The sequence below is a fragment of the Mariniflexile sp. HNIBRBA6329 genome (assembly GCF_043558645.1).
GTDB lineage: Bacteria > Bacteroidota > Bacteroidia > Flavobacteriales > Flavobacteriaceae > Mariniflexile.
On record NZ_JBIFXS010000003.1, the window covers coordinates 265,281 to 280,478 of the forward strand.

The window sequence follows — 15,198 nt, forward strand, 5'->3', positions numbered from 1 at the left end:
TTAAATAAAAAATGGGGCTTTAAAAACCCCATTTTTTATTGCATGTTGTGCCAACATAATTAAACTAGTTCTTCATACGCTTTTTATTGCTTAACAATTCTTTTTACCTCAATAACTCCTTTGTTTTGAATTTTCACTAAATACATGCCTGTTGGTAAATCTAAATTCATATTCATTCTAGCACTTGTAACAGCTACTTTTTTTACCAACTTTCCAATGCTGTCAAAAATTTCTATGGTACCTTTTTCAATATCGGCATTTTCCATATTAATATTTAACACCGACTTTACCGGATTAGGATATAATACAGTTTTATTAGTACTCAATTCACTGTCAACTTGAGTTGCTTGTAATTTACTTTTTGAAATTTTTTGTGAACCACCATTATTATATTCTATGATTAATGAAGCTCCAACTCCTCCTTCTTTACTTGAAATAGTTATATAATCAGAAGTTAATCCTTTTAACACAAAACTAGCTATACCATTTCCTTGAGATTCAGCCACAACATAGCTTGTAACATCTATATCGTAAGTACCTAAGCCATTAAAATTATAAGTTCCTATTACATTTCCTTCTGAAGGTCTTCCATTCCACTTTATAGAACTTTCAGACCAATTATCAGCCGATACTGTTTTTACATCCACACTCCCATTTCCACCTGTATTGTTTACTCTTAGTACTGCCGAAATAATATTACTAACACCGCTTAAGTTAAACTTTAAATAGCCAATTCTTGTTTCGTCATTTACATTGCTTTGTTTAATTTGAACACTATTAAAAGATCCAAAATTGTCATTTTTATATGCGCCTGCTCTTACATGGGAATCCTCAACAACTGATATTGTTGTAGTACTATTGGTTGGTATTTCTGTAAAATTAGCGGTAACTACCTTATTACCGTTCATAAGTAATGACAGGGGATTATCGGAGCCCGTAGCATCACCAGACCAATGACTAAATTCATAACCTGCATTGGGTGTGGCATGTAAACTAATGTTAGACCCTTCAAGATACGAACCGTTACTAGGAGATACCAATCCATTTATAGCATTTACAATTAAGCTGTAATAAACGGGGCATGCATTTGTTGAAATTACATTGGATGTAACATCATCAGACGTTCCATAGGTATTTACTGCATTTACTATAAAGGTATAAGAAGTGCTTTCGGATAAATTAGTAATACTAAAACTTTGTATATTAGCTTCTAATGCTTGTACTAAAGTATAATTACCTCCATTTGTACTCTGCAAAATATTAAACCCATCTTCATTATCTGAATTGTCTGTCCAAGTCAAATCAACTGAGGTACAACTATTACTTACAGCTAAAACATCAGTTGGTGCATTTGGAGTAGCTCCACCCAAATCTAAAACTTGAATATTAGAAGGCGCCGATTCATTAAACGAACGATCGGTAGCTGTTACATAATAATTGTAAATACCTGTACTAATAGTTGCATCGGTATAATTATTTTCTCTCACTTCTGAAGCTATTAAGTTATACGTTCCTCCATTGTCTGAACGATATACCGAATAACTATCAAACGCTACATCTGTTGAAGCCTCCCAAGTTAAAACAGCTTCTCCTAATTGTTCTGTAACTATTAAATTGGTTAAAGCTACAGGAGCTGTAGTGTCTATGGTTGTATAAAAGAAATCGTTTGCTAATGTTGAAGCGCCTTCGTACACCTCATAACCCGCCGATATGGATTTAATCCATAAGGTGCTCTCAGCCACTTTTTCGTCTGCCAAAATTCTTTCATCTGTATTTAACGGTAAATAATCTAAATAATTTACGGTACAGTCAATAAACTGCTTTAAAGAATGGTCTAAATACGGAATAGGGGTACTATTATCCATAGGAATAAATTTGATATGTACTTTATCATTCTTATCATAATCTGGATGTTCTGACGGATAATCAAAAAACTTATAACGTACCGCAAAACTGTAAGCATCACCATTTAAATAAATTGTAAAAGGTTTTATGGCACCACCTGGGGTTTCTCTGGCAAAATACCAATACCTGCCTCCTGGATTTATAAAGTCTGATAAATCATCCTGTTCATAACTTACATTCTGGATTACCAAATCGTAATCGCGTGCTTCAGGATTTGGTATGGAATCTCTGTCACCACTATCAAAAATTACATTAATGGTAGCCCACCATTTATCGTCTAGATCATCTGCATTGGCTTGCGAGGTTTTCCAGTTAATTCTTAAAGCATTGGTTAAATTGCTTATTTGCACTGGCATTCCACAAGCATTTACATTACCAGAGTAATAAGTACCACCTGCCTTAAATCCTCCAACAGTGCCGCTTGGGTAACCATCAAAACTGGTTCCTCCTTGATTTGTGTAATTGATACTAAACGCAGCCCCTTTTGTATCAACTTCTGATGGGTTATAAGTCATAGGGCTACCTTCATTAACTACAGGGTTAGTCAACCCAAAATTATGATTTGACTTAATGAGTGTGTTTTGTTTTGTAACAGTTGTAGTTTGTGCATAAAACATTGGAGATAACAATCCCGCAACAAACAGGGTAATTAGTTTTTTCATTGCTTTAATTAGTTTATAGTTTAGTAAGGCCTAAGCTAAAATTAAAACAAAAAACAACGGTATAAATATTGTCATTATTGGTTTGATAATAATCAATATCTAAAATTGCTAAATAGTTAATTTTTTTATTAAAAAATAACAATATGAGCAATACTCTTAAACTGGGCTTCAAGCAATAGAAACTCTTTGCCTACTACACGAAATATGGATATAAGTTTGTAAGCCTTAATCGTTCATATTCTTACCATACTGATTGCGAAGTGTATTGCTTAGCATTTTGACTATATGGGCATACTCTGGTTCGTTTGCTACATTTGTGTTCTCATCTGGATCTTGTACATGGTCAAAAAGCATCTTTTGCATTACCGTATTGTTTTTTTCATTAATATACTCGGTGTAAGCATATTTTGAGGTTTTTATAGTATAACCATTTAGTCTTTTAATTAAAACAGACTCCTTTCCTTTTAAACTTGGATTGTCTATAATTGAAACCAAACTCTTGCCATCTAATTGGTTTTCAGGAATTTTTAAATTACACAAATCGGCAAGCGTTGGGTAAATATCTACCAACTCTACCAAAGCATCAGTTGTTTTGTTTTTGGCTTTATTATTAGGTAAATTAATTAGCAATGGAACTTTAGCCGAGGTACGATGGTTAGTAAATTTAGCCCACTCGGTATGTTCTTGCAAATTATAACCATGATCTGATACTAAAATTACAATAGTATTTTTATCTAACTCAAGTGTTCTTAGGGTGGTTAAAATTTCACCTATCAATGCATCTACATAACTTACAGTGGCATAATATCCATGGATAAGCTCTTTGGCCACACTATCAGTTACTTGCCCTTCATTGGGGATAAAAGCATATTGCCTTAACTCAGGAGAACCACATACCGATTGTGAAGGTGCATTTTTAGGAATAAAATTATTATATGGTTGTTTAATACTTTCAGTTGGATATAAATCCCAATACTTTTTGGGTGCGTTAAAAGGAAGGTGGTTAGCAATAAATCCAGCGGTTAAAAAAAATGGTTGCTTTTTTTGTTTTAGTTTTTTCAAATCTCTAATAACTTTTTGGGCCATTAGACCATCAATATATATGGAATCGTTTACATCGGCTTTTTCATAAGCAGGCCCTGTTCCTGTTTCTTTATATAATTTTATATTTTCTGGTAATTGATAATCACGCCATAGCGACTGCCAATAGTCTGTAGGAGCCAAACCTTTATCATTTTTATCAAAAGCATAGGGACGCCAAACTTCGTCCCAATCCGTTTCTCTATCATCTAAATGGTGATATACTTTCCCATTTGAAATAGTAATGTATCCATTATTTTTAAAAAGCTGTGGAAGTGTTACAGCATTTGGCGTTTCTTGCTCTACAAATGAATTATAGTTTAAAAATCTACTTTTTGTTGGAAGCATTCCTGTTAGCATGCTAGCTCGAGAAGCACCACAAACAGGCACATTGCAATACGCATTATCAAATATTATACCATGAGATGCCAAATCATCTATATTAGGTGATATGAGTTGTGTTTTGCCATAACATGCCAATTCAGGACGTAAATCGTCCATATATAAAAATAAAACATTAGGCTTATTTAAATTAGATACTTTCTCTTCCTTAAAATGACACGAAAGTAATAACACGCTAAAAAAAGCAACTAAATTTAATTTTAAAATAGATTTCATTTTAGTACAAATAATATTTTACATTTTGGTAAATATAATTCTACATACCATTCTTGAGGTGCATTATATATTAAAATAGGTTTAAAAATAATCAAACATATAAATTTTTAATACGCCTCAATCTTTATAAACTTATCAAAAACACTATATAAACAAAGAATTTTCTTATATTAATTAAGGTTATTACACTTACAACTTCTTATTTTTTAAGTGGTTGACAATTTTTAAACCTTTTATGACATATACTATTACCCCAAAACCAAACTAATAAAATAATTTAGCATCAACTAAACTATTATACATTATGAAAAAATACGTTTTTATTTTCCTTTTCATTTTACCACTTGCTATAACAGCACAAAAAGTGATAAATGGAACTATAACAGATGGCTCAAGCCTTCTTTTACCCGGAGCTTCCATTCTTGAAAAAGGAACCACTAATGGTCAAATAACAGATTTTGACGGAAAATTTACAATAACTGTTAGGAGTACACCAACCACATTAGTAGTAAGCTACATAGGATATGCATCCCAAGAACTTGTTATTACAAATCAAAACAACCTAACAATCGTTCTAAAAGAAAACCAAACACAACTTGATGAAGTTGTCGTTATTGGTTATGGCGCTGTAGAAAAAAGAGATGTGACTGGTTCAATTTCAAGTATTAAACCAACCGTTACAGCAGCACAACAGGCAAAAGGTATTGAAACTTTAATACAAGGACGAGCTGCTGGCGTACAAGTTAGTGCTAATGGCGCAGAGCCTGGAGCTACAAATGCTATTAAAATTAGAGGAGCTGGTAGTTTAACTGGCAGTACAGAGCCTATCTATGTGATAGATGGTATTATCGTTGATTCTGCTACAGAGGATGTTGGAAGCTCAACCAGTACAACAGGATCTTATTTATCGCCTCAAAATGCAATTTCTGCTATAAACCCTAATGACATTGAAGACATTCAAATATTAAAAGATGCCTCCGCAACTGCCATTTATGGTTCTAGAGGAGCAAATGGTGTTGTCATTATAACTACAAAAAAAGGCCAGCAAGGTAAAGCAAAGTTTAATTTCACTACACAAACTAGTGTTGGTAGGGTAACTCGCAATACTGAAGTTCTTAACACTTTAGAATACGCCAACTACCAAAATGATATGAGAGCGGCTTTAGGGGCGTCATCAAATGCTTTACCTTATGTAATAAATAGTAATGGATCCGTAAGCTATAACGATACACAATTAACACCCGTGGAAGGAATTAATTGGGCAGATGACACTTATAGAACATCTTTAGTAACAAAACACAGAATGTCTATTTCTGGTGGATCTGATACTGGTAATTATTACATATCAGGTGCTTTTACTAGTAATCAAGGTACATTCCCAAGAGCTAAAGCAGAGCAAATAGATTTCAATATTAACCTTAATCAGGATTTAAGTAAAAGACTTAAGCTAAACATAAAAACATCAGGATCGATTATTGATTTAGTAGCATCTCGAGGAACCGACGGTTTTGGTGGTTCTAACCACAGTATGGTACGTCAAGTAATTTTAGCAGCTCCTATTGTAAATTTTGCAGACAATAATCAATCGGATGATGTTGATACTGTTATTGATGGTCCTAGAGCGTGGGTGTTGGATTTCGATGATTTATCTAAAGAAAACCGTATTCTTGGTAAATTCAACTTCGATTACAAGTTATCTGATGTGTTTACGTATCGTTTGCTTTTTGGTGCCGATTATAGAACTAAACTAAGAACTACATGGTTTGGAAACTCCATCCTAAGAGGTGCACAATCAAATGGGGAAGCTAGCAGATACACCTTAGATCGATTTAGATACAATATAGATAATACGTTAATGTTTAAAAAGAGATTCAACAAAAATCACCGTATTGATGGAACTGTTGGTTACTTAATAGACAAACTTAAAATACAAACAACAAGTACAACTGGTTCAGGTTTTTTCAACCATGTATTAAGAGCGGATGGTATAGAATTTGCTGAAAACGTCACCCCATTAGATTTAGATAGCCAATATCCAACAATCTATTCGTTCATTGGGCGTATGAATTATGTATTAATGAACAGATATTTATTTACTGCAACTTTTAGAGCAGATGGCTCAAGCCGCTTTGCAAAAGGAAATCGTTGGGGATATTTCCCTGCTGCTTCATTTGCTTGGAAAGCCATTGAAGAACCTTTCATGAAAAAGCAAAATTTATTTTCCGATTTAAAATTCCGCTTAGGATATGGACAAGTAGGTAACCAAAGTATAAGTTCTTACCAATTTTTACAGCCTTATGATAAAACAAATGCATTTTTATCATTAGGTTCAGCTAATAACTTAATAGCAGTAACACCTGCAAACTTAGCTAATACAGATTTAAAATGGGAAGCCCAGGAACAGTATAATGCTGGTATAGATTTTGGGTTATTTAATGATAGATTTACAGCCACTGTTGATGTTTATGAAAAAACCAGTAACGATTTATTAATAGACATTCCTTTAGGACCTAGTGCAGGCTTTAGAAGTTTCTTTGCCAACCAAGGTACATTAATAAATAGAGGAATTGAATTTGCTGTAAGTACAGATGTGATCCAATCAAAAGATTTTACATGGAGTTTATTTGGAAACGTGTCTGTAAATCGTAACAAAATCACCAAATTAGGCTTAGATCCAACAAACCAAGGTGCATTAGGCAATGTCGTTGCCTTTTTAGGACGTCAAGTTTCTGGAGGTAATGATTTTAAACAAGCTGCAAATATTTTTGTAGAAGGTAAAGAAATAGGCTTGTTTTATGGTTTTCAAACTAATGGCATTATACGTACCGCTGATGAACTAATTACTGCTGGAATTGATGGCATTATTGGTACCGCTGATGATGGTAATTTAAAATACGGAGGTGTAGATTTAGCTGTTGGCGATGTACGCTATGTAGACCAAAACGGTGATGGAAATATTGACAACGAAGACCGTACAATAATAGGTAACCCAAATCCTGACTTCACGTACGGGTTTGGAACAACTATTGCATACAAAAACTTTTCACTAAGCTTGCTTTTTAATGGTACCCAAGGAAATGATATTGCCAATGGTAACCTAATGGAAACTGCCTATGCAGATAACAGTACCAAAAACGTAAGTAGAGACGCTTATCTTGATGCGTTTGATCCCGTAAGTAACCCTAATGGTAATTATCCTAGAGTGGGTACAGGTGGTTTTGGAATAGATTACGCAAGTGAGTTTTCTGATCGCATTGTAGAAGATGGTAGTTTTTTACGTTTAAGTTACATTAACTTAGCCTATAACATTCCTGTAGACCGTATAAAAGGTATAGATAATGCTCAAATCACCTTGTCTGGTCAAAATTTACTGCTATTTACAAAGTATAGTGGTTTTGACCCAGAGGTAAATAGCTTCGCTAATGACCCTTTAAGACTAGGAATTGATTGGGGATCTTTCCCAAATCAAAAAACAGTATCAGTTGGACTAAATGTTACATTTTAAAAATACTAAGCAATGAAAAATATAAAATCAATTTTATTACTAATCGCTGTATTAAGCACGTCTTTTGGATGTAAAGACACCCTTGAAGACCTTTTTGATGACGCACTAACCGATGAGCCTAAAAACCAATTTACACAAGGTCAAGTTTTCTCAACGCCACAAGGTTTAGAAACTGCCGTTAATGGTATGTACTACGATTTACAAGCCTTCGACTACTATGGGGCAAGATTTCATTTATTAATATGGCCACATTCAGGGAAATTTCATTCCAATCAAGGAAGTAATAATGACGCTACTGGTTTTGCAACTCAAAATACTAATGATAATTTAGATAAGCTTTGGGCCGGCATGTACCAAACAGTAAATACTATTAATTCATTAATAGCAAATGTTGAAAACACAGAATTACCTAATAGAGATACAGCACTTGGTCAAGCCTACTTTTTAAGAGGTTTAACCTACTACAATATGGTTAGGTTTTTTGGAGAAGTACCTTTACGAATTACGCCTACTTCAACAGAAACATTAAATATAGCGAAAAGCCCTAAAGAAGATGTATTTAACCAAGTGTTCAAAGATTTTAAATTAGCGTCTCAATTATTACCAAACAGAGGAGAATACTTAGTAGGTCGCCCAATTAAATATGCGGCAAACGCCTATATGGCCGATGCCTATATGTGGTTAGCTGGAAGAGAACAAGCAGATCCAAACTATATTGACGAAAGTAAATTAACCGAAGTAAACAGTACTAATTTTTGGGTTGAGGCTAAAGATCAGTTAGATATTGTTATAAATCTTGGTGGCTATAGTTTGACTCAAACTTATGCACAACTTTGGGAGGAAGGAAACGAAAACACATCAGAATCTATTCTCGAACTACAATATGGCAATACTGGGGCTGCAAGAACAAGCGCGCTACTAAGAGATGTATCCCTACAAGATGGCCCAACCATACCTGCTGGAGCACAAGCTTTTAGCCGTATCAAACCAAACAAAGAAATGTTTAGTGATCATATCATTCAATATTCAGGTTTAGATTATACCGGACAGAATTTTATCCCTGCTGGTAATAATGCAGCCATCATTACTTTAAATCCTGCTGTTGCAGATCCAAGAATAGATGCTACATACATTTACAATTCTTACACTAGAACAAATAACGGTAGCATTAGAAACCTTTTTCCTAGACAATCTGGAAACAGTAATTTTGCAAGAGCATTTTTAAACAAATATCCAGACCAAACTTACAATAGCACAACACAGGCAACAAACCATATTATTATGAGATATGCGGATATTTTATTAAGACGTGCTGAAGTAGAAAATGAAATAAATGGCCCTGCATCAGCTTATCAATATGTTAATAAAGTATTACTAAGAGCAAGAACTACTGCTACCGGAACAACCATACAACCAGCTGATTGGAATGCTACAAGTGTACCTACCAAAGAAGTTTTTAGAGAACGCATTATGAAAGAGCGTGAATATGAACTTTGTGGTGAAGGCTACGAATGGTATGATGTAAGAAGAAGAGGTATTAACTATCTTCAAAAACAAGTAGACCACCATAATGCCGCTGTAGTTTTTTACAATTCAACAGGCGGTAATTCAGGTGATTTCATTTTAGGTAATGTTGAAAAAGAAATGACTTTACCAATACCACTAAGTGAAATATCTGGAAATAATTTAATTTCCAACTAAAGAAATATAAAGTAAATAAAAGTAAAAACATGAAGAAAATTAAGCGTAAAGCCATTGTTGTATTAGCATTATCTACTTTAGCGTTGTTTGCATGTAAAAACAGAGAACAAGCAGCTTCAAACAACGATAACCCACTGTATTTAGATGCCTCTGCATCCATTTCTGACAGAATAGATGATTTAATGTCACGCATGACCTTGGAAGACAAAGTCTATCAAATGTGTCAATATGTAGGATTAGAGCATATGAGGGCGGCTGAATCTAAAATTTCAGAAGAAGAATTAGATAAAAATGATGCCTTAGGCTTCTACCCTGGTGTTCATAGTGATAGTGTTGGAAGACTTGCCGCAGCTGGAAAAATTGGCTCATTTCTTCATGTTGTTACTCCAGAAGAAGCTAATTACCTTCAAGGCTTAGCATTAAAATCGCCATTAAAAATTCCATTATTAATTGGTATCGATGCCATTCATGGAAATGGTTTGGTAAGTGGTTCAACCATTTACCCCTCACCTATTTCGCAAGCAGCCACTTTTGATGATGCTTTGATTATGGAAGGAAGTCGTCAAACAGCATTAGAAATGAGGGCGAACGGGATGCATTGGTCGTTCACACCAAACATTGATGTATTACGCGACCCACGTTGGGGACGTACTGGTGAAACCTATGGCGAAGACCCTTACCTTGTTGGAAACATGGGGATTGCAACCATAAAAGGATTACAATCTGATGATTTCACAGGAACAGAAAACGTTATTGCATGTGCTAAACATTTAATAGCGGGAAGTTCTTCTATAAATGGGTTAAACGCATCACCAACCGATGTGTCTGAAAGAACTTTATTTGAAATATTCTTACCGCCTTACCGTCGTGCCGTACAAGAAGCGAACGTGTTCTCCATCATGGCTGCACATAACGAGGTAGCAGGGATGCCAGGTCATATGGACAAATTTATGATGAATGATTTAATGCGCGAGCGTTGGGGCTTTAAAGGTTTTTATGTAAGCGATTGGAACGATGTATCACGAATTGCTCTTTGGCACCATGTGGCGAAAGATTTTAAACAATCTATCGAGTTTTCCGTAAATGCAGGTATGGATATGAACATGCACGGGCCTGTTTTTGATAAGCTTTTAGTAGAACTGGTTAAAGAAGGAAAAGTTGATGAGTCGCGTGTTAATTTCGCTTGTAGCAAAATTTTAGAAGCCAAATTCAAAATGGGACTTTTTGAAAATCCTTATGTAGATATAAAAAAGGCAAAAACGGTAAACTTTTCTAAAGCACATCAACAAAATGCCTTAGAACAAGCGCGTAAGGCTATTGTTTTACAGACCAACAAAAACGGCACCTTACCACTATCTGATAAAGGTCAAGGAAAAACAATTTTCATCACGGGTCCGAATGCAAACAATCAAACGACTTTGGGTGATTGGGTATCACCACAACCTGAAGAAAACGTGGTAACTATGGTTGAAGGCATCACCCAAATTGGAGAAGCCAATGGTTATAAAGTTAATTATTTTGATTCAGGAGACCGTTCTAAAGAAATCACCGATGCCAATATTGCCACAGCTGCACAAAAAGCAAAACAAGCAGATATATGCGTTTTGGTTTTGGGTGAAAACTCATTCCGTCACGATTGGTCGCGTAAAACGACTGGTGAAAATATTGATAGGGCTACTTTAAAATTATCAGGGAACCAAATGAAGTTAGCTAACAAAATTTTAGATTTAGGTAAACCTGTAATTGTTGTTTATGTAAGTGGTAGTCCCATAGCTGAACCAACTTTAGAAGAACGCGCTTCTGCCATTGTAAATACATGGGAAAGTGGTGCCTTCTCTGGTCAAGCTACAGCTGAAATATTATTCGGTCAAGTAAACCCATCAGGAAAATTACCGTTAACCATTCCTCGTAGTGTGGGGCAATTGCAAATGGTTTACAACCACAAACCAACTGCTTATATTCATAAATACAATACCGAGAAAAAAGTGCCTTTACACCCATTTGGTTATGGTTTAAGCTATACAACGTTTAGTTTTTCTGAACCAACATTATCGAAAACCACTTTTGCTGGAAAAGATGATAAAATATCCGTAAATGTACAAGTTACCAATACAGGAAAAGTAGCTGGAGATGAAGTGGTTCAAATGTATATAAGAGATAATATCAGTTCGTATACAAGACCTGTAAAAGAATTAAAAGCCTATAAACGAGTTAGCTTAAATCCTGGTGAAACCAAAACCGTTTCATTGGATATTAATGCCGAAAGTTTAGCTATGTACGACCGCGACTATAATTTTGTAGTTGAACCTGGAGACTTTACAATCATGACAGGTGACTCTTCAGCAGATAAAGACTTAAAAAATACCACTTTAAGTGTTTCAGAATTAATTAATTTAGAAAAATAACATGAAGAAAAATAATTCAATCCTCCGATTCACTTTTCTTGTATCAGGTGCGTTTTTATTACTAGGCATCATCTCTTGTGGTAATAGTAAAAAAACGAGCGATTTAGGTGTACTAGAAGATTCCTTGGCTGCACAAAAGCCCAACATCATTTACATTATGGCTGATGATTTAACCACGCAAGCTATAAGTGCTTATGGTGGTATTTATAAAGATATTGCGCCTACACCAAACATTGACAGAATAGCTAAAGAGGGTATGTTATTTCAAGATGTATTATGTACAAATGCTATTTGTGGTCCCAGTAGAGCTGCTATTTTAACTGGCGATTACAGTAACAAAAATGGTTTCTATAAAAATGAAAGAGGCGGTCAGTTTGACGAAACACGATGGACATTTCCTCAAGAATTTCAAAAAAATGGCTACCAAACCAGTTTATTTGGGAAATGGCATTTAGGAACAGAACCTAAAGGGTTCGATATGTTTAAATATCACAATTCCGCTGGACAACAAGGTCATTATTGGGATCCTGTTTTTAATGAAAATGGTGTAGATAAAGTTGAAAAAGGCTATTCAACAAACTTGAGTACAGATTTCGCCTTAACATGGTTAGACAAACAACGTGATAAAAAAGAACCATTTATGATGGTTTTACAATACAAAGCGCCTCATAGACCTTGGGAACCAGATACCAAATATGAAAAACTTTGGGAGGATATTGAAATGCCTTATCCTGCTACCTTTAACGACGATTACAAAGGTCGTGAACTAACAGCTGGAGATACCGAAATGACCATGGATTATTTCTCGCGTCGCGATATGAAGCTTGAAGAACCTGCTAATTTAAAAGGTAAGGAAAAAATTGCTTGGGCATTTTATGGCGCTAGACCAGATGAAATTGTTCAACCAGAAGGTATGAGCAATGAAGAAGGTAGAAAATGGCGTTACCAAACCTATATTAAAGATTATTTGGCTTGTGTAAAATCGGTTGATGATAATGTTGGTCGTGTATTGGATTATTTAGATAAAAATGGATTAACAGATAACACGATTATTGTATTAACTTCAGATCAAGGATTTTATTTAGGAGACCACGGATTTTTCGATAAACGTTTTATATACGAAGAGTCACTAAGAATGCCTTTTCTTGTAAAATATCCAAAATTTGTAAAACCTGGTAGTGTGAATGAAGACATCATTACCAACATAGATTTTGCTCCTACCCTACTCGATTTGGCGAATATAAAAACGGAACACAAAATGCAGGGAGAGAGTTTTAAACGCAACTTAATTGGTTATACCTCTAAAAATTGGCAAAAGGGGATGTATTATCATTACTACGAGTTTCCTTATTGGCATCATGTACAACCGCATTATGGTATCAGAACCCAAAAATACACTTTAGCTCATTTTTATTATAATATAGATGTTTGGGAATTGTATGATTTAGAGAAAGATCCACAACAAATGAACAACATCATAAACGACCCGCAATATGCCAGTGTTGTTTCAAATTTAAAAGCTGAATTAAAAGAATTGATGAAGAAGTACGAAAACGATAAATCACTTCAAGATTTTAGAAGCATTACAGATACGAATTTTGGTTCCATTATAGACAGAGAAGATGAAGAAACTTCAGTTCAAGACATAATAACAAATAGAAAAACAAACAATGAAAGCAAATAAATTTCTTGTTATAGCATTGAGTTTTGCTTTATTCACGTGTAAAGCACAACAAAAAAATGGAAGTACAAATGTTTCTTCCAATTCAAATCAAAAGAACATTCTGTTCATCGCCGTTGATGATTTAAAACCTTTATTATCAAACTACGGGCATTCAGAAATGATAACGCCTAATTTTGATAGATTGGCAAAAATGGGAGTCACTTTCACCAATGCCCATGTGCAATATGCGGTTTGTGGTCCATCACGCGCCAGTGTTATGACAGGAACTGACCCCGATAGAACCAAAGTTTGGGATTTACATACTGATTTTAGAGAATCGGCGCCAAATTTAATATCAATGCCAGAGTATTTAATTTCCCAAGGTTATGAGACTACCGCCGTTGGGAAAATATACCATAAAGGGTCATCTGCACCAGGGCACGATGGAAAAAGCTGGAGTATTCCGCATGAATTACCAGAAAATTACGATCCAAAATATGGCGAACCTGCTTTTTCTTATTACCAAGACCCTGCAACAAAAAAGCAGTATGATGATTTAATGAAAGAGGCCGAGGCAAAAGGAATCAAACAAAATGGAAAACAACGCGTATATGCTTTCAATAAGTTAAAACCAAGTACAGAAAGTGCCGATGTTTCTGACGAAGCCTATCAAGATGGTATTTACACGCAAACGGCCTTAAAACAAATAGCCGATTTGGAATCTAGAAACAAACCTTGGTTTTTAGGTGTTGGTTATCAAAAACCTCATTTACCATTTGTAGCTCCTAAAAAATACTGGGATTTGTACGATAGAAATAAAATTGAAATCGCAAAGTTCCAACAAATGGCAGAAGGAACCCCAAGATTTGCCTATCATAATTTTGGAGAGTTAAGAGCCTATTCAGACATTGATAACAATATGGATATTGGGGATAAATTACCTGAAGCTAAGCAACGTGAATTGATTCACGGATACATGGCTTGTATATCTTATATCGATGCGCAACTAGGTAAATTGTTAGATGAATTGGAAAAAAGAAATATTGCCGATAAAACAGTTATTGTTCTTTGGGGCGATCATGGATTTCATTTAGGCGACCATACCGAATGGTGTAAGCACTCAAACTTTGAACAAGCAACCCACATTCCTTTTATGTTCGCAGGACCAGGCGTAGCAAAAAACAAACTGGTAAACAACCCTGTGAATTTGGTTGATCTATTCCCAACAGTTTTCGATTTAGTTGGTGTGCCTCAAAGCACGCAAACAGATGGAAAATCTTTAGCACCATTATTGGATACCGATCCTTCAACTACTATTGATGTGGACTACGCCTACCACCAATATGCACGTCAAAAACGCATGGGTTACGGTATAAGAACCGACCGTTACCGATATGTAGAATGGCATGATAACGAGTATAGAACTTTCAAGCCTTATAAAGATGATAACATTGTTGGCCTTGAGTTGTACGACTACGAAAAAGACCCGCTTGAAACTAAAAACTTAGTAAAAGACCCAGCATATAAACCAGTGGTAATGCAATTAAAAAGCAAACTAAAATCGCACTTAACTAAGTGATTTATTTGGTGACTATGGTAAAAAGTGATGGCTTAAAAATCATCACTTTTTTTGGCTCAATTATTGAATTAAACAGTAAG

The 15,198-nt window shown here is 35.0% G+C and carries 7 protein-coding genes; 5 read left to right on the plus strand and 2 right to left on the minus strand.

Going from position 1 to position 15,198, the window contains the following annotated elements:
- Positions 1 to 83 precede the first annotated feature (83 nt).
- Together ACGK9U_RS05720 and ACGK9U_RS05725 are read right to left on the minus strand one after the other, a co-directional pair.
- Positions 84 to 2,567 (minus strand): T9SS type A sorting domain-containing protein, encoded by a 2,484-nt coding sequence (locus tag ACGK9U_RS05720; protein WP_394465406.1) that lies wholly within the window; start codon positions 2,565 to 2,567, stop codon positions 84 to 86.
- A gap of 225 nt (positions 2,568 to 2,792) precedes the next feature.
- Positions 2,793 to 4,265 carry a sulfatase gene (locus ACGK9U_RS05725; RefSeq protein WP_394465407.1) on the minus strand — a complete coding sequence of 491 codons (1,473 nt, stop codon included), beginning with the start codon at positions 4,263 to 4,265 and terminating at the stop codon, positions 2,793 to 2,795.
- Between the two features lie 304 nt (positions 4,266 to 4,569).
- On the opposite strand from ACGK9U_RS05725, the gene ACGK9U_RS05730 reads away from it, so the two are divergent.
- The 5 genes from ACGK9U_RS05730 to ACGK9U_RS05750 are packed head-to-tail and all read left to right on the plus strand — an operon-like array spanning position 4,570 to position 15,118.
- Positions 4,570 to 7,770: a SusC/RagA family TonB-linked outer membrane protein gene (locus ACGK9U_RS05730; protein WP_394465408.1), complete on the plus strand. Its 3,201-nt coding sequence runs from the start codon at positions 4,570 to 4,572 to the stop codon at positions 7,768 to 7,770.
- A gap of 12 nt (positions 7,771 to 7,782) precedes the next feature.
- Positions 7,783 to 9,471: a RagB/SusD family nutrient uptake outer membrane protein gene (locus ACGK9U_RS05735; protein ID WP_394465409.1), complete on the plus strand. Its 1,689-nt coding sequence runs from the start codon at positions 7,783 to 7,785 to the stop codon at positions 9,469 to 9,471.
- A gap of 29 nt (positions 9,472 to 9,500) precedes the next feature.
- A complete protein-coding gene (locus tag ACGK9U_RS05740; RefSeq protein WP_394465410.1) occupies positions 9,501 to 11,876 on the plus strand; it encodes a glycoside hydrolase family 3 N-terminal domain-containing protein in 2,376 nt (791 codons plus the stop codon).
- A gap of 1 nt (position 11,877) precedes the next feature.
- Positions 11,878 to 13,560: a sulfatase gene (locus ACGK9U_RS05745; RefSeq protein ID WP_394465411.1), complete on the plus strand. Its 1,683-nt coding sequence runs from the start codon at positions 11,878 to 11,880 to the stop codon at positions 13,558 to 13,560.
- Entirely contained in the window at positions 13,547 to 15,118 is a 1,572-nt protein-coding gene (locus ACGK9U_RS05750) for a sulfatase (RefSeq protein ID WP_394465412.1), read from the plus strand. Before ACGK9U_RS05745 ends, ACGK9U_RS05750 begins: the two co-directional genes overlap by 14 nt.
- The last annotated feature ends 80 nt before the right edge of the window (positions 15,119 to 15,198 follow it).